The following is a 20,071-nucleotide window of genomic DNA, read 5'->3' as shown; positions in this document are numbered from 1 at the left end:
TCCAAGTCCAGAACCGTAGTTTCTCTTATAGAAAAACGACCGTTCTCTAGCTGGAGTTGATTTAGAAACCAGATTATCTAGAGGAGTACACCCCGGCTAGGGATTTTAAAAGCACAAAAGTGTAGGAGTCCTGACTGATGGCCTGGGCGTAGGAGGCGGTGAGATAGGGGCGATATTCAGCGCGATCGGCCAGATAAACCTGGAAAAATGCCAGATTCAATGTTTTGAGATAGATTTTTGCCGCTTCGGGAGCCTTGAGTGTTACCGCATCTGCACCGGCCTGATCCATCGTCTTCAGCGTTCTCAACGCATAAAAATTGAGATTCAGGTGATCAATCCCTTCGGCCACTACCAGATATTTGTCCGGTGTGCGTAGCCCATGGAAGCCAGGTAATTGTTCTAATACGAGAGAACTGAAAATATCTTTACTGACGGCTCCCCAGAGCACGGGAATGGTGATCTGACTCAGCCCACTTTGTCCATACAGACTGTTGCTATCGGGGAAGAGAACAGAAGCGGCCTTGATGCGTGGATCACGAAAGTCATAGTCTTTGTGCGGCAGTTGCAACGCCTGACATTGCACCAGCAGCGACAGATTCACCAGATTCTTTTGGGGACTACAATCGGCGGCTAACTGATGAAAATTCATGCGGGCACCTGCCACAGCCAGAGCGGTATCCCCCCCAAAGGAATTCCCGAAAATACCGACTTGCTCGAGGTTGAGTTGATTCTTGAATTCAGAAGGGTTGAGCCGCTCCAGTTCATTCAACAGATAGGTGATATCCAGAGGACGATCGATAAAGGCAGTGGCTTGAAACATCTCTCTAGACATCCCCTTGAGGAATGCCTGCTGCTGCAAGTCATCACTACCAGGGTGCTGGGGAATGGCGATCGCAAATCCATAAGAGGCCAGATGTTGCGCCAGATAGTCATAGAGATCCAACCGAGTGCCAATGCCATTGGTGAATACAACCAGGGGGCTGGAGCTTCCTTCGGGCACATTGGGGAGGTAAAGATCGACGATAAACTGCCGCTGGCGGCTATCATCTTGCAGCGTCCTGGTTTGCTTAACGTACTGATATGGGCCTGGATCTTGCAGGTTGGGCAATTTGCCAAAATCGATCGCTGGCTCTGTAGCTTTAATGGCTGAAAAGGTTTGTTTTAAGGTGGTGATGTAGATTTCAGTTTCCTGCATTAGTGCAGAAATCTGGTTCCACTGCTGCAAGATCCGCCTAGTATTCAGCCGGATATTCGTCGGAAATTTTTGCAGAAACCCGATCGCACTGAAGCCATTGGGATCAGCCGCAGCTTGAATCAGTGCAGCCCGAATCCCATAAAAGCCATTTTGGTTGGCGGGAGCCTGAATCAGTTCTCCCAGGTACATCAGCAACTGCTCCCCTAAAGATGAGTAGAAAAACTGTGCCATCAGGACGGGGCTGAATTGATAGCGGGAGGTCAGAAAGCTGCGAAATTTCTCTCGTTGTTCTGGTTTCAGGCGATTGATTAAAAAAGCCAGGTCAGAGTTAACAGTCCCGTCTTTGGCAAAGGCTGCCAGCGATCGCACAGAAACGGAAAAATCTAGCGGGCCATAGTTAAAGTTGACACGCTCAGCCGCTTTTACCGGGGAAACTACCGATCCGATGAATGATGCGGAAAGCAGCCCTAGCGCAAAGTCAACTATTTTTCGATGCATACTTGACTACCTACCTTGGGGGAGAAATTTGGGGCTGCAACTAGAAGCTGCTCGGTTTGTCATTAAAGGATCCTTGCCTGTTAAGCTGCTGTCTTGATAACGATCTTAAGGGCTATACGGCAGAGTCGGATGATGAGAACTGGGCCATTACTCAATTTATTCAATTTGCGATCCATAGGGATGGCCAAAATAAGCCTTGAAGTCAGGCCAACTCTGACTGAAAGAAACTTTGATCCTCCGGCACAGATAGATGGGAGTGTGACGTTTAAGGCCAACTACATGGGCGTGCGTCACAGTACCCACCTGCTCAACCTGGTTGAAGAGTTGCTGGAGGTAATTGCGATCGCCTCCTAAACTAATCACCTGTTCCCCCGAATAATGCCGATAACCCCAAAAATAAAAGGTATGGGCACCACTGATGCCTTTCGGTAAACCATAGCGAGGGCCGTAGAAATCGATCGCTGCAGCATCCTGGTACTCCCAGGACAGGATCGCCGTTTGAGCCTGTTCGCTGGCTGGTAACTGATGATAAACCTGGCTAACCTCGGCCACTCTATCTTCCCAACCCAGCATGTCTCTGAAAAGTAACGGTGCTTCTTGAGCCGTTAATGTTGCATCGGAGCGATCGGGCAGGGAATAGATGGATGAGTAATAGCTCGAAATTTGCAATAAAGTCTGCATGGGCAACACAGGCAGCGTCATAGGCATCATCAGGATGGTGCTGAACAGCAACACTCCAGGGATAATCGCCTTGAATAGCTGCCGGCCCTTGACCCACTGCTCAACCACGATCGCCCCGCTCGCAAATAGCATCGGGTAAAGCGGAACCAGGTAATAAGACTTGCCTTGCAACAACAGAAACACCCCATACGTAATCACAAAGATCCAACCAAACAGGCGATAGGGTTTGCCCTCTTTAGACAGTAAATAAAAATAAAGCCCAGCCAGCCAAATGGGCAGAGCTAACAGATGCATCATTAAGATAGGTTGCACCAACAGATCAATGATTGAATCGGGGAATGGCTTTTTGCTATACAAATTTGCAGCATTTTGTTGCTCTAGAAACGGCCAGCCATGTTGAGCCTGCCAGATGAGAGTAGGAATAAACAGAACGATCGCAATCACTCCTCCCAACCAGAACCATTTCTTTGAAAGCACCTGTCACTGTGTGATCCATAGCCCTATCACGGTACTCAAAGCAAAGAAGAACATGGAAAACTTATTCAGCAAACCAATACCAATCACAACCCCAATGAGTAGCCATAACCGGGGTCTGCGGTATTTGATGCAAATTAGAATTAGATAACTACATAAAGTCCAGATCAGTGGCTCAAAGGCATTCATGGTTAGTATCGTATGCATCGCCAAAAAGTAAGGCGATACCACCACCAACAGCGCCGCCAGATATTGAGCAAAGCGTCCTCCACCCAATTCGCGAGCGATTAAGCCAGTGAGAATGACCAGCAATGCTCCTGCGATCGCTGGAAAAAGTCGAATTGAAAATAGGGAATCACCCATCAGCGATCGACTGAAGTGGGCGACGACTGCAACCAGGGGAGGCAACTCTGCATAGCCCCAATCTAATCTATCTCCACAAGCCATGTAATATAGCTCGTCCAAATGGTAGCCATATTGCCCATTGGTTGCAAAATGCAGTATTAACTTCAGCAATGCGAGAACCCAGAGGACGGCAAAATCACTCCTCAACCACTGAATTACCTGCTTTTGCATCAGCAACCTCTACACCACCAGAATCGGCTACGTCCAATAGAGCAATTGGGCTGGAGGAAATCGAGCCGCAATCTCTCGCTCAAAAAATTGGCGTAGTGTGTTCATCGTATCGACATCATGGATATATTGCAGCCCCCAAACTTGTTTCGCTTCACTGATCGCAGAGATTCATCTATGTCCAGCTATGTCTGTTGTGAAACAAATCCAGCAACTTATCTACCCTATCCGGTTCCCTCATCCCCCATTCACAACAAAAGGGGAGTGCTATATGACACTCCCCAAAATTGTCTTAGTTTACCTGAAATTGGTGCCTCTTCTTCAGGGCGTACAGCCATACGCCCCACCGAGGAAATTACCTTAGCTAGCCGCCGGTTGATACAGATCGTAAGCTGACCAAACGGTTTCTGGAGCTTCAACAGCTTGAACAAAACGCCCTAATACCGAGAGTTCTCGCTTTTCAGTATGCAAGCGATCGCGCCGAATCAGTTGACGGCAGGTTTCCGTGACGGTTTCTGCCTTGGCAGCAGCTGCTTTGGGAGTCCCACCTTGATAATGAACTCCGCGATAAATCAGTTCATACGGTTCTCCAGCAATTGCAGCTTGAGGAACCATTGCTGAGTCTGCAACTCCCGTTTGGTAACGCACTCCACGATAGATAAGTTCTAGAGCAGGATGGGTGGCAATGGGTTGAGTTGCAGTGCGGAAATTCACTGCCGCTCCCCGATACTTACCAGCCAGACCCGTTGGAGCTGTTTCAACGGTTGCAGGAGCATAATTGTAGCTAACGCCACGGTATAAAAGCTTCATAGGATTCGCCTCCAGATGTTGCGATGAATGTGAAGGCGCGTTCCTTCGGGAAAATTCCCTACTTCCGTCTCCTTGCTATGTGTGATCAGATCTTTGTGATCAAGCTTTCTCTGTGATTGAGCTTTTTTGTGATCGAGCTTGGAGATGAACGATTTTTACATTTCCAGTATACCTTTTCTTTCCATCAAAAGATCACCCCAGTGGATGAATCCAATGAGTGAAAGTATGGAGTCTGGTGAGTAGGGTGGGGACAGACCTGCGAGGTCTTATTGGGATGCAAGGGTCAGTGTTCAAATGCCCCGTGCTGCATACTCTTTGGGTTTCTCCTCGTAGTCCCGCTGGTAATTTGGTATGTTTTCATTCCCCGGTGAAACCACTTCAACCACCAGCACCGAATTCGGCATGGCTAAAGTAATGAGTGATTTGAGTTTCCCAGGGTTTGAAACTATGGAACGATCGCCCACCGTACACAATGAGGTAAGCATCTGGTGCTAAAAGATAAGTGCGATCGCTCGATCTTGTAGGATGAGTTAGGCCTAGCCGCAACCCATCAGATTCCTGTTTCATCATTTTTCTTGACGATCGTCTTGCTTGATCCTCTAACTTCTGGCTCCCTTTGCTGTTATGATTTTTCCTGATTTTTCTCAGTTCTCTGCCCTGGCACGTGAAGGAAACTTTGTTCCGGTGTATCAGGAATGGGTCGCCGATCTGGATACTCCCGTTTCCGCCTGGTATCGCGTCTGTGCCGGACAACCCTACAGTTTTTTGCTGGAATCCGTAGAAGGGGGAGAACGCATCGGGCGCTATAGCTTACTGGGGTGTGACCCACTCTGGGTACTGGAAGCCAGAGGCAATAGAACTACCCAAACCTACCGTGATGGTTCTACACAGGTCTTTACAGGTGATCCATTTGCAGCCCTCACTCAGTGCCTGAAACCTTACCATCCCGTGAAGCTGCCCCAATTACCCCCAGGAATCGGTGGCCTATTTGGATTCTGGGGCTATGAACTGATTCACTGGATTGAACCTCGTGTTCCCATCTATCCCGCCACTGCAGAGGATCTGCCCGATGGCCTGTGGATGCAGGTGGATAATTTGTTGATTTTTGATCAGGTCAAACGCAAAATCTGGGCGATCGCCTACGCTGACTTGCGCGATCCCAACACTGACTTGCAAACCGCCTATCAGCAAGCCTGCGATCGCGTCTCCCATCTCGTCAACAAACTCCAATCTCCCCTCTCCGAACAAGCCCGCCTCTTAGCATGGCACCCCCCCTCCTCTCTCCCACCCCCACCATCCCCTGCTTCCTCCTTTCCTCCCTTCTACGCTAGCAACTTCACCCCGGAAAACTTCTGTGCTGCCGTTGAAAAAGCCAAAGCTCACATCCGGGCAGGTGATATTTTTCAGGTGGTGATCTCGCAGCAGTTATCAGCCGAGTACAGTGGTGATCCCTTTGCCCTGTACCGATCGCTCCGGTTGATTAATCCCTCGCCTTACATGGCCTATTTCAATTTCGGCAACTGGCAGATCATTGGTTCTAGTCCGGAGGTGATGGTGAAGGCCGAGCGGGGACACAATCCAGACGATCCATTGATTGCCACGGTGCGGCCGATTGCGGGTACTCGTCGTCGAGGACAGACCGCCGCTGAAGATAGGGCATTGGCCAGTGATCTGCTCCAGGATCCCAAGGAAATTGCCGAACACGTCATGCTGGTTGATCTAGGTCGGAATGACTTGGGCCGGGTGTGCATGAATGGCACGGTGAAGGTCGATGAGTTAATGGTGATTGAGCGCTACTCTCATGTGATGCACATTGTCAGTAATGTGATTGGTAAACTGGCTCCCGGTAAAACGGCCTGGGATCTCTTGAAAGCCTGCTTTCCAGCGGGAACTGTGAGCGGTGCGCCTAAAATTCGGGCGATGCAGATCATTCATGATCTGGAACCGTGTCGTCGCGGGCCGTACTCCGGTGCCTATGGATTTTATGACTTTGAAGGACAGTTGAATACAGCGATCGCCATTCGTACTATGGTTGTGCGTCGCCAACCAAATGGTCAGCATCAAGTAAGTGTGCAAGCGGGGGCCGGACTGGTGGCCGATTCAGTCCCCGAAAAAGAATACGAAGAAACCCTCAACAAAGCCAGAGGATTACTGGAAGCCATTCGATGTCTGGGCGAATAGCCATTCCTGATTCATCTGCTGATAGCTAATCTTCTGATAAGACGAGTTCCAGGCCCCAATTCCCATCACGTCGTATACTCTGCATTGATCTTGACGTAATCGTAGCTGAGGTCGCAACCCCAGGCTGTACCAGTGCCAGCGCCAGTACCGACTTTGACTGAGATGAGTACGGTATCGTCTTTCAGGTAGGCTCCTTCAGCCGCTTTTTTCAAATAGGCATTCGCCGCAGCCCGATCGAACGGTTGTGGTTGTCCGTGTTCCATCATCAAGAAGTCGCCCAGCTTAATTTGCAGGTCTTCTTGATTAAAAGGAACTCCTGCCCGTCCAGCCGCTCCGGCAATTCGTCCCCAATTCGGATCGCGGCCGAAGATAGCAGATTTGACCAGGGAGGAGCCAGCGATCGTCCGGGCAATCTGACGAGCAGCCGCATCATCACTGGTACCAGACACTTGCACTTCAATCAGACAGGTGGCTCCTTCCCCATCGCGGGCGATCGCCTTTGCCAGATGAATGCACACTGCCGTCAGCATCGCTTCCAACTGATCGGCTTCCGGGCCAGGTTCTGTAATTGCGGGAGTGCGAGATTCCCCATTCGCCAGCGCCAGCACCGTATCGTTGGTACTGGTATCCCCATCGACTGTAATTTGATTGAAACTTTTGTTAACGGCTCGACTCAGCATTTCCTGCCAGAGATGGGGAGATACCGCTGCATCACAGGTAATGAAGCCAAGCATGGTAGCCATGTTGGGGTGAATCATGCCCGCCCCTTTGCAAATGCCCCCAATCCGGATTGGCCGATCACCAAACTGACCTTCCAGCGCGATCGATTTGGTCACAGTATCCGTGGTGCAAATCGCTTTTGCGGCACTATCGGAACCCGTATCGGACAGCGACTCGACAAGCTTTGGCAACGCCGCTTTCAGCACATCTATCTTGATCCGCTGCCCAATCACTCCTGTAGAAGCCAGCAGGATAGAATCCGAGGGCACCCCTAACACCTGACTTAATGCCTGAGCCGATTCGATCGCATCAATGAATCCCTGTTCTCCCGTGGCCGCATTTGCCTGTCCGGCATTGCAGAGAATGGCACGGGCGCTAGTTTTTTCCCGCAAGCGATCGCGGCAATAATCCACACAGGCGGCCCGCACGACACTGGTGGTAAAGACTCCCGCCGCGATCGCCTCCACATCAGACACGATCAGGGTCAAATCCGGCAATCCCGAAGGCTTCAATCCAGCGGTAATCCCTGCTGCCCGGTATCCCTTAGGTGCGGTAATGCCTCCAGGAATCTCCTGCCAATCTGCCATGCTGTCCTCCGTGTATCCATGCCTGCGACGCGATTATAGCAGGGAGATGGGGGATACAATCGGATTACTCGCAATTGCATTTCTCCTATGCCTTCGCCATTGCCGGGAATGAATCCGTATCCAGAAGATCCTGACTTAGGGACAGAAGTTCATCACTTGTTAATTATTATTCTGGCGGAAACGTTGAATCCTCAATTGCGGCCCAGGTATCGAACTGCTTTGGGGAACTGTCCCTGCAAGTGACTATCGCAGCCTGGTCAGCCGGGGCGATCGCCGTCCTCAAACCGATCCTTCCTCCTCAATTCCATCTTCCCTTGACCCCTCCACCCCATTACTCCCCCTCCTACCCTCCCATGTCTTCCTATCCTGTCATTTACAAGGTAGTCTGCCAAATTCCCTACGGGCAGGTCGCCACCTACGGCCAAATTGCAGAACTAGCTAATTTACCAGGACGGGCACGATTAGTTGGCTATGCTCTGTATCGAGTAGCTCCAGATTCAGGGATTCCCTGGCATCGGGTGATTAATGCCAAAGGGGAAATTTCGCAGTCTCTGGCGCGCTATGGGTCGGATTATTTGCAGCGATCGCTTTTGGCAGCAGAAGGTATCGCATTTGACCCTCAAGGCAAGATCGATCTGCGAAAATATTTGTGGAAACCGACTCTGGAAGGATAGGGGCCGAGGTCTACAAGGTAACTTTGCCTTGACTCTTATCCTTTATCTTTCTTTGGCAAGGAATAAACGAGAGACACTCAAGATTATCGAAAGGATTAAGGGGGGTCGCTTGCACGTAAGATTCTACCCGGATTGTGATTGAAGGTGTAGATAGTGGAAGAGCCATATCTGAGAAGATCTGAGAAGGAAAACTCCTGCGATTGCTATCTAACAGGAAACACCTGACATGATGGGTTTCTGTGGATTCTTCTAAATCTATGGGAGAGATGCGATCTCGTTCAAGATTTCTGGCAATCGGCGATTATTCCTGCCGCTGCTGTCTTGCCTGTTTTACCATTGCGATTAGCGTTTGATGAGCATCTTCAGAATCTTGCAGCACATGATCAAACTGAATGCGAACCGGAGTGGCTGTACCATTCACTTGAACCGTCAACGTCATACCTTCTGGATCAATAGATTGCATTTTGGCCTGAGTTGCCGCCGGTGTATTGCCGTAAACTCTGGCATACAGGGCAACGGCATCCGCATGGTCTTCATTCATGTGCTTGCAAATACGATCGCTCACTTGCGGAGTAATTAGATCAGCCATAGAGATTTCCTGCCTCGAAACGTCCAACATTATCCTATGAAAATGGCAGAAGCCAGAACGGAAATCCCATTTTTATGCCCATTCCAAATTACCTCTCGGAGCGAGGGTCGAAGCTATCTCGTAAACCGTCCCCCAGAAGATTGAACGCCAACACGATGAGGGTGATAAACAGACCAGGAAACAGAATTGTCCACGGAGCAGAGAAAGAGTAGCCTGCTTTAAAGGCATCTGCAACCATTGTTCCCAGTTCTGGGGTGGGAGGCTGGGCACCTAAGCCTAAAAATCCTAGTCCTGCAGCTTCCAGGGTGGCAGTTCCGATCGACAAGCTGGTTTGCACAATCAGAGGGGCAAGGCTGGCTGGTAGGATGTGGTGCCAGAGAATTCGGGGAGAGGTTGCTCCCAGTGCCCGGACAGCCTGCACAAATTCTTGCTCTTTTAAGGACAGCACCATCGATCGCGTGAGGCGAATGTAGATGGGAATTTGCACAACCCCGATCGCAATCATGGTACTTTGCAAACTGGGGCCAGTAACGGTGACAATCGCGATCGCCAATAGGATTGAGGGAAAGGCCAAGAGAATGTCAGTGAGCCAATTAATCACGCCCTCACTAATTCCCCGTCCGTACCCTGCCAGCAAACCCAGGATGACTCCAACAGCTAGTCCCAGTCCTACGGAAGTACCACTTACTAACAACGAAGTGCGAATTCCGTACCAGACCAGGGTGAAAATATCCCGTCCTAATCCATCCGTGCCAAACCAGTGCTGCAAACTAGGAGCAGCCAGCCGAGCCAGGTAATCTCGGTCAGTGGTGGGATCATAGGGACGTAAAATCGGAGCCAACAGCGCCAGCAAGAGCAGGACGATCGCCAGCACTGACCCAATTCTTGCCGCTGAGGAACGCCAGAAGCGCTGCCAATTTCGTTGGGCCAACAAAGTAGTCATCCGAACAGAAGGCTGATGAAGTTTGCACTGACTTGCATCCTACCCATCATCTGCCAGAACTTATGGTCGGAATTCAAAATTCATAATTCATCCTTCAAAAGTATTTCACGCACACTGCCACCTCTGCGATTACCCCTACCTTTCAGATACAAATGCCAGCCAGATGTGGTTTGTTACAGGACTTAGAAAGTTACGACGACAGAATAAGAAGGGCAGGTCACCTTAGCTTGGCATAATCGCCTCCAGCACCTGCTCACAGGTTTGTCCTTGAGCAAACAGCCCTTGCAGCAGATGTAGCAGTTGATGATAAACCCCACGGGTGAGACTGTAGAGCCGTTGTCCCACAGCTTGCTTTTCATTAGCAAACGCAAATCTCTCTAATTTTTTGCTCTGACAAGCCACTTAAGGTCTTATTCTCACTCAGCAGCAGTCCACTCACCTAGCGGCTCACGTGTGCAAATCCCTCTTCTTGCTGCAAGACAGTTTGAACGGCAGCAGCTTGTAAGTCTGGGGGATAGCCATATTTGCGCAGGATGCGTTTGATAGTACGCCTCAGGTCAGCGCGGGCGATTTCTCGGTGTGCCCAATCGACGGTAATGTTCGATTTCAAGCTCATCAATAGTTCATGGGCAATGACTTTGAGCTGATCGTTGCCCATCACTTCTGCAGCGCTTTCATTCTCGGCCAGGGCATCGTAAAAGGCGATTTCATCGGCAGACAGTCCTTGTTCTTCGCCCCGCTGGCGGGCAGCTTTAATATCGCGGGCAAGGTCGATCAGTTCTTGCAGGACTTCCACGGTGCTGATAGCGTTGGTGTGATAGCGGGCGATCGCCTGCATTAAGCCGTGCCCTTGCATGGGTTTATCCACGTACATCGTATGCAGCGAGGGCGCATCAAAGCCGGTGAGCCACATATCCCGCACGATCACCAGTTGCAGGGGGTCTTCTGGATCTTTCAAGCGTTTAGCCAGTCGGTCGCGGCGGGCTTTATTGCCGATGTGGGGTTGCCATTCCGGGGGATCAGCAGCAGAGCCAGTCATCACGATTTTGAGCTTGCCCGCGTTGTCGTCAGGGGAGTGCCAATCGGGACGGAGGGCCACAATCTGATCGTAAAGTTTGACGCAGATGGCCCGGCTCATGCAGACGATCATGGCCTTGCCCTCCAGGGCGGCGATGCGGTTTTCAAAGTGGCTGACCAGATCAGCGGCAACTAACCTTAATCGCTCTTCTGCGCCCACCAAGGCTTGCACCGTGGCCCATTTTTAATTCAGTCGTGCCCGCTCGGTTTGTTCTTCATCTTCAAACAGTTCTTCGATTTCGGCGTCAATCTGGGGCTTTTGATCTTCGGGTAATTCAATGCGGGCCAGGCGGCTTTCGTAGTAGATGGGCACAGTTGCACTATCTGCCACGGCGCGGCTGATATCGTAGATGTCAATATAGTCGCCAAATACGGCGGGGGTGTTGACATCGGTGGCTTCAATCGGGGTGCCCGTAAAGCCAATGAAGGAGGCATTGGGGAGAGCATCGCGCAGATATTTGGCGAAGCCGTAGGCGATTGCTCCGCTGGTTTGATCGACTTTGGCCTTAAACCCGTATTGGCTGCGGTGGGCTTCATCAGCGATCACAATCACGTTGCGGCGATCGCTCAACACCGGATAGGTGGTTTCCCCTTTGGCGGGGGCAAATTTTTGGATGGTGGTGAAGACGACGCCACCGGAGGCACGGTTAAGGATGGCTTGCAAATCTTCGCGGCTGTCGGCCTGTTGGGGTGTTTGCCGAATCAGATCGCGGCACATCGAGAAGGTGCCAAACAGTTGATCGTCCAGGTCGTTGCGATCGGTAATCACCACAATGGTTGGATTTTCCAGTTCGGGGCAGCGCACCAGTTGTCCGGCATAAAAGGCCATCAAGAAACTTTTGCCGGAGCCTTGGGTATGCCAGATGACCCCCACTTTGCGATCGCTTTGGATAGCACTAAGGGCGCGTTCTACTGCCTTTTTGACGGCGTGGAATTGGTGGTAGCCGGCGATGATTTTACGGATACCGGAGCCAGTATCGGCAAAGACGGTGAAGTGTTGGATCAGCTCTAGCAGTCGGTGTTTGGCAAAGACGCCCGCAATTAATTGCGATCGCGCTATGATTTTGCGTGCCGCCAGTCATCGCATACATGCGACCATCGATCAGTTCGTGCTTTTCTAACTGCTGTTCTTCCCAAGCAAAATACTCCTCAGGTGTAAAGTGGCGACCCGGCTCTTTGGCAGCAATCATAGAACTCTCCTAATCCCAAAGTTACCATCTCAGCTTAAAGCTCGTACCCCAGCCCCCGCAAATTCTGCCGAATCGCCGCCTCTAATTTCGCCGACTCCTTAAATTGTTCCGCTGGCTTAGCCGTCAGTTCCGCCATCCGCTCCTCAAAAGGTACATCGTCCTCCTCAGCCACCGCTGCCCCCACATAGCGCCCAGGGGTCAGCACATAATTATGCCCCCGGATTTCCTCCAAACTCGCCGACTTACAGAACCCCGGCACATCTTCATAACCGTTTCCCTCACGCCAGCGGTGGTAGGTATCGGCAATCTGCACCACCTCTACATCGTTCAACTCTCGCCGGGTGCGATCGACCATGTAGCCCTACTTACGGGCATCAATAAACAGAATCTCCCCTCGGCGGTCTCTCAACTTTTTATCCCGTGCCCCGTACGGACGGGTTTGAGTAAGGATTCATCCCGCTCCTCCAGAACCGCCCCATCGCTGGGAAATTCTGCCATCAATGCCTGTCGCCGCGCCGCAAAGTGTCGCTGATATGCTTGAGAAAGATTAGCCCCAAAACAACGTGCTTGTAATCTGACGGCTCCATATTGCCCCGGAGCTTATCCGCCGCCTTGAACAGTTCGGCTTCATAACCAAGGTTAGCACCATTATTAGTCTGAGACGGCGAGGATTTGGGCATCGGGGAGGGGAGCGGTTGTTCACTAAGGAACCATTATATGCAAGGTCAAGCGATCGCCCTGATTAGTCTTTAACTGTAGCGAGATAACCGAGATAACAATGTTGACGATCGACCCGCCGCCTTACAATGGATGATTGCTTGTGCAGTAACTTCCAGAGGAGGCTGACAATCCTTAAGTCAAACAATATAGGCAGGAGGAGATCTGAAGGCTGAGGCTATAATCCTCGATCAGGCCGCGCAAGTATTCAATTTTCTAGAGGCTAGGACAGAGCATGGATAATAAACTGATGCTGATGATTCCGGGACCCACACCCGTCCCCGAACAGGTCTTGCTGGCGATGGCGAAACACCCGATGGGCCACCGGAGCAGCGACTTTTCCGCAATCATGGCAGAGGTGACAGAAGGACTGAAGTGGCTGCACCAGACCCAGAACGACCTCCTAATTCTGACCACAAGTGGTACGGGAGCCATGGAAGCTGGAATTATTAACTTCCTCAGTCCCAACGATCGTGTCTTGGTAGGCTGCAATGGGAAGTTTGGCGATCGCTGGGCCGAAGTCGCTGAGGCTTATGGGCTGCAGGTGGAAAAAATTACGGCGGAGTGGGGTAAGCCACTAGATCCAGCCCAATTTCAGGAAAAATTGGAGGCGGATAGCGAGAAAACCATCAAAGCGGTGATTGTCACCCACAGCGAAACGTCTACCGGTGTTCTCAATGATTTGGAAACCATCAACCGTCATGTGAAAGCCCACGGAGCCTTGATGATGGTAGACACCGTAACCAGTTTGGGAGCCTATAACGTGCCCGTAGATACCTGGGGATTGGATGTCGTGGCTTCCGGGTCGCAAAAGGGTTACATGATTCCCCCCGGTTTGGGCTTTGTTGCCATCAGTCCCAAAGCCTGGGAAGCTTACAAGACCGCCAAACTACCGAAATACTACCTGGATTTGGGCAAGTACAAGAAGGATGCGGCCAAGAATACAACTCCCTTCACACCTCCGGTGAATATGTTCTTCGCACTACAGGCGGCCTTACGGATGATGAAAGCAGAAGGACTAGAAAACATCTTTGCCCGCCATGCCCGACTCACTCAGGCAACCCGGAGTGCTATGAAAGCACTTGGCTTACCACTCTTTGCGGCTGATGAAGCGGCCAGTCCAGCAATTACTGCCGTGATTCCCGACACGGTGGATGCAGAGAAGGTGCGATCAATCATGAAGAAGCAGTTTGATATTGCCTTAGCAGGTGGTCAGGATCATCTGAAGGGCAAGATTTTCCGCATTGGACATCTGGGATTTGTCAGCGATCGCGATATTCTGACTGCTGTGAGTGCGCTGGAAGCCACCTTACTGGAACTGGGCTACGAACGGTTCACACCCGGAGCTGGTGTGAATGCAGCGGCTAAAGTGATTGCAGATCTTCAATAAAAAATCAAAATAAAAAATCAAAAGAGCGGGCTGACATCAAAACCCGCTCTTAATTATTGATTGGTATTGTGTTATTACGGAAATTAAAATCAAGCTGATGGGGAACACACTGGGAACGTAGAGCGACAGAACAAATTGACGGATTCATTCATATTCTTCTGAAGCAACAAAATCGATCTAAGCAGCCTTAAGCTAAGTACTTTCCAGCCAGTCATAAATCCGGTCTAATTGCTCAAGCGTGACTAAACCATATTGCCAGAGGATCATTGGCAAGGGGCCAGGATCTTGCTCCAGATGGCGGAGTGCAATGGAAATCGACGATGCCGAAAGAGCTAGGTCTTCTTGAAGAAATCGAATGAGCCGAGCATAAGTTGATGGTCCCACGGTAATTCACCTCCTAATCAGGGCACCAGGGTGGATACGAGTTATTGCCCACTAAAGCAGGCTATCTTAACCCGTTGCATCTGTGGACTTACAGGCTTTCAGTAAGCGATCGAGTGTCACCTCAGTTTTCTTACGGAGATCCTGTTAATCCGGGGAAAAGTCCCATCAGTAAGATGCAGTGTAACGAACGGGCAGTGAATCTGACAGGTTCGGATGCACCTACAACGTATACCTGTTTCCATCTACTGATTTGCGTCTCCTCACATGCATTTCTGAAAAAGGTTCATCTAGCTTAGAGGATCGGTCTAAGGCAGATACAGCCCCTTTTCAAAGCTTTACAGATAGAATTTATTAAACAAAGCTTAGGTGAACCGGATTCCTCAAGACTCGGCCTCACGAAAGATTAGCGTATATTCGCGCAGCATAATTGAAAGAATCTTAAATAAGTGTGAAAAAGGAGAGAGGGGAGAGGAAATCAGGAAGAATCGTCATTGGTCATTGGTTTATTGGCTGTTCACGAGAGACAAGGGACAACAGGCAACCTGTAATCCAAAATCGCAAATCCAAAATCCAAAATGGTATAGGTTTCATTCGGAAGGATTGTAATAGATGGGAAAGAAAGATAGTGATTCGCAGGTGAGGGACAGGATTGAAGGGGTGTATGAGGTGGCGGAACTACAAGCGACGATCGCAGCCAATCCTGAACAGTGGCGACCTCTAGTATTTACGAATGGTTGTTTTGATTTGCTGCATGCAGGTCATGTGCGTTATTTGAAAGCAGCGAGAGTGCTGGGGAAGGCATTAGTGATTGGCCTCAATAGCGATCGCTCCGTTCGCACGATCAAACCTCAACCCGCTGGTTTGCCACCACGTCCGATCGTGCCAGAAGCTCAACGAGCCGAAGTTTTAGCAGCGCTCAAGTCGGTAGATGGAGTGGTGCTATTTGATGAGACAACTGCCAGTGGCCTGATTGCCGCCCTGCAGCCAGACATTTATGTCAAAGGTGGGGACTATCGACTTGACACCCTCCCCGAAGCGCAAATTGTTCATGCTTATGGTGGGCGGGTAGAGCTAATTCAGATTGAAATCCCCAGTTCCACCTCTGGCCTGATTCAGCGGATTTGGCAAGTAGCGGGCTAGATAGACAGCCAAATAGAAGGGAAGTGGCAGACGGTAAACGATAGAATTTAGACTGATCCCCACCCGATCAAGAGTCCTTTTATCTGCTTATAGATGAATAGTTTTTCTACCCATTCCGCTTCTTCTATGCCTGAATCCGGTGCCGCGAATTTAGATGATCTGTTAACCACTCTTAAGTCAGCCTCTGAGAAGAATCAACTGCAACAGGTGAAAGAATTGGCCACCAAAGAGGAGGTAGGATTGGCCGTATTGAGGCAGTTTTTATTAGAGCAAAAATCAGCGTTACAGGGTTTAGCAGACTCACCCTCCAGTTCTTCTGCCAGCCCTCTCAAACCGAATCTGGTTGCTGGGTTAGTCTATCAAAGCCTGTTGGCGACTGATACACCAGACTCGGCTGAGTTTTTGCAGACTCATTTCCCAGATGGAGTAGTGCCATTGCGATCGCAGGCTGCGATCGACTACCGCCCTTTGCAACAACTCCTCGCTAAACAAGACTTTCAAGCAGCCGATCAGCTGACTCTACAGAAGTTGTGTGAGTTGGCAGGGCCACAAGCCATTCAGCGAAAATGGGTTTACTTTACCGAGGTCGATCAATTTCCCATTACTGATTTACAAACCATTAATGCTCTCTGGCTGGTTCATTCTGAAGGGCTTTTTGGCTTCTCGGTGCAGCGAGAAATTTGGTTAAGCGTTGGCAAAAATTGGGACAAACTCTGGCCCAAAATTGGTTGGAAAGACGGCAATAATTGGACACGCTATCCCCAGGAATTTACCTGGAACCTGACCGCTCCTAGAGGCCACTTGCCGCTTTCAAATCAGTTACGAGGAGTACGGGTAATGGCCTCCCTGATGGCCCATCCAGCCTGGAGATAAAAAATCTTGGATTTTGGATTTTAGAGTTTGGCTTTTGAATTGGCGCAAGATTTTCTCTAACTCTGATTACCGAGTTCCGTAAATCTTCCTGTTTCTCTGAGTTCCAGCCTGCAAAATTCCGTATTCTCCCCTGTCTTTTTGCCGTTCATTGCAAGGGTTGGGCGGGAATTCTGGTAGAAAATAAAACGGGGGTTATGCGTCGGTATGATCAGTTACGAAAATCGGTTATTTTGTCGCTTAGATGGTTTGACCGCTGCAGCACGAGAAGAGCAGCGCATGAGCACCATTACAGACCTTGGGCTACTGCAAATGGAGAGTATCCCAGTGTTTGAAGAAGCTACCCAAACTGCTACCCAAGCTTTAGAAATACCGATCTGTATTTTGGGAGTGATGGAGAGCGATCGCCAGCGATTTAAATCAGCGGTTGGTCTATCGACTCTGGGATTAATGAATGCCCTGGCAACCTCTCGTCAGTTGCCCCGATTGGATTCTTTCTGCACCCACGTGGTAGATAGCCAGCAAACCTTAATCATTGAAGATACCCTGGCTCATCCAGCTTTTGCCAGCAGTCCCCTAGTCTATCAATACGGCATCCGGGCTTATCTGGGTGTTCCTTTAATTACATCTACGGATGTTTGCATTGGCACCCTGGCTATTCTGGATGTTACTCCGCGCAAATTTGGTACCCGAGACATTGCCTTTTTACAATTAATGGCTCGCTGGTGCATGAGCGAGTTTGAACAGCAGCGTTCTCAACCAGCAGAGTCGATCGCTTCCAGGCCAGAACCCAACCCTGCTGCAGTGCCCAATGTTATTTGTTTACCATCCATTGACCAAACCAGGGTCGATTTACTGGGACATTTAACTCAGGAATTACGAACTCCTTTAACTTCAGTGATGGGGATGGCCAGTGTCCTGCTCCGAGAAATTTACGGGCCATTAACCAGTAAACAGAAGGAATATCTCAACATCATCCATAACAGTGGGCAATATCTCCTGTCTTTGATGAATGAAATTGTTCATTTATCTGAAGTGAAGAACGATCAGCAGAGCTTGAATCTTAACTCTGTGGACATTGAAATGCTTTGCCAGCAGGCAATTGTAAGCCTAGAGCAGGCAGCCCAGCGCCGAGAACAGCAGATTCGATTGACCGTTGAACCGGGGCGGCGGATCTGGCTAATTGATAAAGATAAAGTGCGGCAAATGGTGTATTACCTGATGTTTAGCGTGATTCAAACTTCAACAGCAGGTAGTATTGTGCGGTTGCACGTTTCCCGCCGAGAAAACAGCTTAAATCTATCCATTTGGGTATCGCACCCCTGGTTAGGAGAAGGGCTTCCCTACTCCGAAATCTATAATTCGGCAGCCCTGGTAGGAACTGCTGCTACCGTGATGAAGCAGGAGGAACTTGCAAATCAATACTTGCAAGCAAGTGTTGGACTGGTCGATGAAACCTATAGCGCTACGAAGCTCAGTACTTTCGCCACTGAAGCAGCAATACCAAATGAACCCCTTCGAAAAAATCTGGGACTACTGCTTAGCCAGCAATTAGCTGAGTTTCACGGAGGCAAAATTACAGTCCAGGGTACCCCTGAATCAGGATATCGCTATGTCATTAACTTGCCACGTCTGGCAGAGCCAACTGAGGAACAGTAAAGCAAATTCACTACTAACAAAGGTTAATTCATCAGTTGATGAAGGCAGAAGACAGAAGGTAGAAGAAGGCAAAAAGCACTCCTTCAGCCCTCTATCCTCTGCCTTCTGCCATTTCTTCATAGTTCTTCTTAGAGGGCGTTTGAAAAGTATTCGGCGGTTAAAACTGTGACTACACTCACCCAGTCTGTTGGCGCAGACTCAATAAAATTAAGGTTTTCAGTAACCTGCATCGGCAGGTTTTCTGCCTATAGCCGTGACTTCGGTCGCTAGGGTGACTTTTAAAACATCCTCTTAACCTAGTAATCAATTACAGTTCCTGCTCATCCAGTTTCTAATTTCCTGAGGTTCTTTTTTGTAAATGGGAACAAAATCAATAGACCTCCTATCAGAGATAGGAGCTGTCAAAGGTTGTCCCAGACCGTTTATTTGCTAGCCAGAATTGTTAAAATACGTAAACCTTTGCGTCTGATACCGTCTCCTACCCGTATCTGCATGTGTACACAAATCTAAGGGCTATTTGTCTCAAGAGTGACAAAGCCTACATTCCCTTGCGATAAGTGACCAAAATTTTTTGCCCACTGAATTTTCAATAGGCTAACTGCGGTGATTACAAGACGATATCACGCTCAACGAGCTAAATCTTATCCTTGGGGAATCAGATTTCCCTTCCAGTGGCTAGGGCTGTTATTACTGGGTATTGCAACCAGCTTTGGAACGATCGCGCTAACTCGCTCCTGCCAAGAAAATGCTTTTCCCTGGTTTTCTGCAATCGCAGAGTGGCATCAGGAATTCGCGAACGATCTCCGGGTTTCATCCCAGGGTGCAGGCTGGATACTCTGTTTGATTGTGTTGCTGATTGCACAATCAATTATCCGGTTCTCACCTCAACCACGAGCTTGGTCACGCTTGCTAATAGTTGCAATGCTGCTGGCATTAGTTCTGCGCTATGTTCTGTGGCGATCGCTGGCTACACTGAACTTCTCGTCACCTGTCAATGGCATAACCAGTCTGGTACTGTTTGGCCTGGAAATGGTGATGCTCACAGGCTATTCAGTACAGTTGTTTTTGATGGTGCGAGAGCGAGATCGACGGCATGAAGCTGATCAGTATGCGGTGGCTGTCAATCAAGGTTTATTTCAGCCCTCGGTTGATGTCCTAATCCCTACTTACAACGAACCAGTAGTGATTCTACGGCGCACGGTAATTGGTTGTCAGGCAATCAACTATGCCAACAAACAGGTCTATTTGCTGGATGATGGCGATCGCCCAGAAGTTCGACAACTGGCACGAGAATTGGGTTGTCACTACATCTCTCGTCCCTCAAATCGGCATGCCAAGGCTGGAAATTTGAACTATGCAATCGCCCGGACTCACAGCGATCTGATTGTGGTTTTCGATGCTGACTTTATTCCCACTAAAGACTTCCTGAGCCGCACCGTTGGTTTTTTCCAGAATCGCACGATCGGCATGGTGCAAACTCATCAGTGCTTCTACAATCCCGATCCACTGGCCTGCAATCTGGGCATTGAAAAAGAGGTGCCCCATGAAAACGAAACCTTTGCCCGTCACTATCAACTTATTCGGGATGGAGCCAATAGTACTGCCTGTTATGGTAGCTCTTTTGTGGTGCGGCGCGATGTTTTAGCAGAAGTTGGCGGCTTTGTTACTCGCAGTGTTTCTGAAGATATGTATACCGGCATTCGGATTAGCGCTCTGGGC

Annotated in this window: 23 protein-coding genes and 1 riboswitch; of the genes, 9 read left to right on the top strand and 14 right to left on the bottom strand. The window is 49.7% G+C overall.

The genetic code is table 11. The features are described from left to right. Positions 1-73: 73 nt before the first annotated feature. The 4 genes from ACUVQO_RS16985 to ACUVQO_RS16970 all read right to left on the bottom strand — a co-directional run bounded on the left by ACUVQO_RS16985 (position 74) and on the right by ACUVQO_RS16970 (position 4,231). A complete protein-coding gene (locus ACUVQO_RS16985) occupies positions 74-1,693 on the bottom strand; it encodes an alpha/beta hydrolase (protein ID WP_445927029.1) in 1,620 nt (539 codons plus the stop codon). Positions 1,694-1,849: 156 nt separating this feature from the next. Continuing rightward, positions 1,850-2,851: a hypothetical protein gene (locus ACUVQO_RS16980; RefSeq protein ID WP_445927028.1), complete on the bottom strand. Its 1,002-nt coding sequence runs from the start codon at positions 2,849-2,851 to the stop codon at positions 1,850-1,852. 3 nt (positions 2,852-2,854) lie between these two features. Next, entirely contained in the window at positions 2,855-3,424 is a 570-nt protein-coding gene (locus ACUVQO_RS16975) for a glycosyltransferase family 39 protein (RefSeq protein WP_445927027.1), read from the bottom strand. Between the two features lie 357 nt (positions 3,425-3,781). Then, positions 3,782-4,231 carry a DUF4278 domain-containing protein gene (locus tag ACUVQO_RS16970; protein WP_445927026.1) on the bottom strand — a complete coding sequence of 150 codons (450 nt, stop codon included), beginning with the start codon at positions 4,229-4,231 and terminating at the stop codon, positions 3,782-3,784. A 34-nt stretch (positions 4,232-4,265) separates the two neighbouring features. Beyond that, a riboswitch (Glutamine riboswitch) is annotated at positions 4,266-4,384 on the bottom strand. A 471-nt stretch (positions 4,385-4,855) separates the two neighbouring features. On the opposite strand from ACUVQO_RS16970, the gene ACUVQO_RS16965 reads away from it, so the two are divergent. Beyond that, entirely contained in the window at positions 4,856-6,412 is a 1,557-nt protein-coding gene (locus ACUVQO_RS16965; protein ID WP_445927025.1) for an anthranilate synthase component I family protein, read from the top strand. Positions 6,413-6,477: 65 nt separating this feature from the next. Here ACUVQO_RS16965 and argJ read toward each other — a convergent pair whose 3' ends face one another. Next, positions 6,478-7,719, bottom strand: coding sequence for a bifunctional ornithine acetyltransferase/N-acetylglutamate synthase (gene argJ / locus ACUVQO_RS16960; protein ID WP_445927024.1), 1,242 nt, complete (start codon positions 7,717-7,719; stop codon positions 6,478-6,480). Between the two features lie 87 nt (positions 7,720-7,806). Between argJ and ACUVQO_RS16955 the strand changes: the two genes are divergently transcribed. Continuing rightward, entirely contained in the window at positions 7,807-7,962 is a 156-nt protein-coding gene (locus ACUVQO_RS16955; RefSeq protein WP_445927023.1) for a DUF4058 family protein, read from the top strand. After that, positions 7,959-8,393: an MGMT family protein gene (locus ACUVQO_RS16950; protein WP_445927022.1), complete on the top strand. Its 435-nt coding sequence runs from the start codon at positions 7,959-7,961 to the stop codon at positions 8,391-8,393. The genes ACUVQO_RS16955 and ACUVQO_RS16950 overlap by 4 nt, the downstream gene beginning before the upstream one ends. Positions 8,394-8,694: 301 nt before the next feature. Here ACUVQO_RS16950 and ACUVQO_RS16945 read toward each other — a convergent pair whose 3' ends face one another. From ACUVQO_RS16945 to ACUVQO_RS16925, 5 genes are all read right to left on the bottom strand, one after another. Continuing rightward, complete coding sequence (locus ACUVQO_RS16945; protein ID WP_445927021.1) at positions 8,695-8,982, bottom strand: DUF2470 domain-containing protein; 288 nt, start codon at positions 8,980-8,982, stop codon at positions 8,695-8,697. Between the two features lie 88 nt (positions 8,983-9,070). Beyond that, positions 9,071-9,925, bottom strand: a complete 855-nt coding sequence (locus tag ACUVQO_RS16940; RefSeq protein WP_445927020.1) for an ABC transporter permease — start codon at positions 9,923-9,925, stop codon at positions 9,071-9,073. Positions 9,926-10,147: 222 nt separating this feature from the next. Beyond that, entirely contained in the window at positions 10,148-10,270 is a 123-nt protein-coding gene (locus ACUVQO_RS16935) for a hypothetical protein (protein ID WP_445927019.1), read from the bottom strand. Positions 10,271-10,364: 94 nt separating this feature from the next. Then, the gene (locus ACUVQO_RS16930; protein WP_445927018.1) at positions 10,365-11,174 is read right to left on the bottom strand and encodes a type I restriction enzyme endonuclease domain-containing protein; all 810 of its coding nucleotides are present in this window, start codon (positions 11,172-11,174) and stop codon (positions 10,365-10,367) included. A gap of 12 nt (positions 11,175-11,186) precedes the next feature. Then, positions 11,187-11,894, bottom strand: coding sequence for a DEAD/DEAH box helicase family protein (locus tag ACUVQO_RS16925; RefSeq protein WP_445927030.1), 708 nt, complete (start codon positions 11,892-11,894; stop codon positions 11,187-11,189). Between ACUVQO_RS16925 and ACUVQO_RS16920 the strand changes: the two genes are divergently transcribed. Then, on the top strand, positions 11,859-12,014 hold the full coding sequence (locus ACUVQO_RS16920; RefSeq protein ID WP_445927031.1) for a hypothetical protein: 156 nt from the start codon (positions 11,859-11,861) through the stop codon (positions 12,012-12,014). The two genes, ACUVQO_RS16925 and ACUVQO_RS16920, sit on opposite strands and share 36 nt — an antisense overlap. Here the strand turns inward: ACUVQO_RS16920 and ACUVQO_RS16915 are convergent. The 3 genes from ACUVQO_RS16915 to ACUVQO_RS16905 all read right to left on the bottom strand — a co-directional run bounded on the left by ACUVQO_RS16915 (position 11,959) and on the right by ACUVQO_RS16905 (position 12,872). After that, complete coding sequence (locus ACUVQO_RS16915) at positions 11,959-12,192, bottom strand: Uma2 family endonuclease (protein ID WP_445927017.1); 234 nt, start codon at positions 12,190-12,192, stop codon at positions 11,959-11,961. The genes ACUVQO_RS16920 and ACUVQO_RS16915 overlap by 56 nt on opposite strands. A gap of 34 nt (positions 12,193-12,226) precedes the next feature. Continuing rightward, positions 12,227-12,547, bottom strand: coding sequence for an N-6 DNA methylase (locus ACUVQO_RS16910; protein ID WP_445927016.1), 321 nt, complete (start codon positions 12,545-12,547; stop codon positions 12,227-12,229). 142 nt (positions 12,548-12,689) lie between these two features. Then, positions 12,690-12,872: a type I restriction-modification system subunit M N-terminal domain-containing protein gene (locus ACUVQO_RS16905; protein ID WP_445927015.1), complete on the bottom strand. Its 183-nt coding sequence runs from the start codon at positions 12,870-12,872 to the stop codon at positions 12,690-12,692. Between the two features lie 272 nt (positions 12,873-13,144). Between ACUVQO_RS16905 and ACUVQO_RS16900 the strand changes: the two genes are divergently transcribed. Next, entirely contained in the window at positions 13,145-14,299 is a 1,155-nt protein-coding gene (locus ACUVQO_RS16900; RefSeq protein WP_445927014.1) for a pyridoxal-phosphate-dependent aminotransferase family protein, read from the top strand. Positions 14,300-14,491: 192 nt separating this feature from the next. Here the strand turns inward: ACUVQO_RS16900 and ACUVQO_RS16895 are convergent, their stop codons facing one another. After that, positions 14,492-14,683 (bottom strand): DUF2949 domain-containing protein, encoded by a 192-nt coding sequence (locus ACUVQO_RS16895; protein WP_445927013.1) that lies wholly within the window; start codon positions 14,681-14,683, stop codon positions 14,492-14,494. 609 nt (positions 14,684-15,292) lie between these two features. Here ACUVQO_RS16895 and rfaE2 point away from each other — a divergent pair. The 4 genes from rfaE2 to ACUVQO_RS16875 form a co-directional block, all read left to right on the top strand. Beyond that, positions 15,293-15,823 (top strand): D-glycero-beta-D-manno-heptose 1-phosphate adenylyltransferase, encoded by a 531-nt coding sequence (rfaE2, locus tag ACUVQO_RS16890; protein ID WP_445927012.1) that lies wholly within the window; start codon positions 15,293-15,295, stop codon positions 15,821-15,823. 126 nt (positions 15,824-15,949) lie between these two features. Continuing rightward, on the top strand, positions 15,950-16,696 hold the full coding sequence (locus ACUVQO_RS16885; RefSeq protein WP_445927011.1) for a GUN4 N-terminal ARM-like repeat domain-containing protein: 747 nt from the start codon (positions 15,950-15,952) through the stop codon (positions 16,694-16,696). Between the two features lie 204 nt (positions 16,697-16,900). Next, positions 16,901-18,352, top strand: a complete 1,452-nt coding sequence (locus ACUVQO_RS16880; protein ID WP_445927010.1) for a GAF domain-containing sensor histidine kinase — start codon at positions 16,901-16,903, stop codon at positions 18,350-18,352. Positions 18,353-18,955: 603 nt separating this feature from the next. Then, positions 18,956-20,071, top strand: a 1,116-nt coding sequence (locus tag ACUVQO_RS16875) for a glycosyltransferase family 2 protein (RefSeq protein ID WP_445927009.1), incomplete at its 3' end; no start/stop codon positions are given.

The sequence above is a fragment of the Leptodesmis sp. genome, from assembly GCF_052746595.1.
The sequence above is the reverse complement of the archived record's forward strand: the minus strand, read 5'-3'. Positions and strand labels throughout refer to the sequence as shown.

Bases quoted from the DNA above. Each gene is read 5' to 3' on its own strand.
- ACUVQO_RS16985 (WP_445927029.1), bottom strand. From the start codon at position 1,693: ATGCATCGAAAAATAGTTGACTTTGCGCTAGGGCTGCTTTCCGCATCA.
- ACUVQO_RS16975 (WP_445927027.1), bottom strand. From the start codon at position 3,424: ATGCAAAAGCAGGTAATTCAGTGGTTGAGGAGTGATTTTGCCGTCCTC.
- ACUVQO_RS16970 (WP_445927026.1), bottom strand. From the start codon at position 4,231: ATGAAGCTTTTATACCGTGGCGTTAGCTACAATTATGCTCCTGCAACC.
- ACUVQO_RS16965 (WP_445927025.1), top strand. From the start codon at position 4,856: ATGATTTTTCCTGATTTTTCTCAGTTCTCTGCCCTGGCACGTGAAGGA.
- argJ (WP_445927024.1), bottom strand. From the start codon at position 7,719: ATGGCAGATTGGCAGGAGATTCCTGGAGGCATTACCGCACCTAAGGGA.
- ACUVQO_RS16955 (WP_445927023.1), top strand. From the start codon at position 7,807: ATGCCTTCGCCATTGCCGGGAATGAATCCGTATCCAGAAGATCCTGAC.
- ACUVQO_RS16945 (WP_445927021.1), bottom strand. From the start codon at position 8,982: ATGGCTGATCTAATTACTCCGCAAGTGAGCGATCGTATTTGCAAGCAC.
- ACUVQO_RS16940 (WP_445927020.1), bottom strand. From the start codon at position 9,925: ATGACTACTTTGTTGGCCCAACGAAATTGGCAGCGCTTCTGGCGTTCC.
- ACUVQO_RS16920 (WP_445927031.1), top strand. From the start codon at position 11,859: ATGCCAGATGACCCCCACTTTGCGATCGCTTTGGATAGCACTAAGGGC.
- ACUVQO_RS16915 (WP_445927017.1), bottom strand. From the start codon at position 12,192: ATGATTGCTGCCAAAGAGCCGGGTCGCCACTTTACACCTGAGGAGTAT.
- ACUVQO_RS16910 (WP_445927016.1), bottom strand. From the start codon at position 12,547: ATGGTCGATCGCACCCGGCGAGAGTTGAACGATGTAGAGGTGGTGCAG.
- ACUVQO_RS16905 (WP_445927015.1), bottom strand. From the start codon at position 12,872: ATGCCCAAATCCTCGCCGTCTCAGACTAATAATGGTGCTAACCTTGGT.
- ACUVQO_RS16900 (WP_445927014.1), top strand. From the start codon at position 13,145: ATGGATAATAAACTGATGCTGATGATTCCGGGACCCACACCCGTCCCC.
- rfaE2 (WP_445927012.1), top strand. From the start codon at position 15,293: ATGGGAAAGAAAGATAGTGATTCGCAGGTGAGGGACAGGATTGAAGGG.
- ACUVQO_RS16885 (WP_445927011.1), top strand. From the start codon at position 15,950: ATGCCTGAATCCGGTGCCGCGAATTTAGATGATCTGTTAACCACTCTT.
- ACUVQO_RS16880 (WP_445927010.1), top strand. From the start codon at position 16,901: ATGATCAGTTACGAAAATCGGTTATTTTGTCGCTTAGATGGTTTGACC.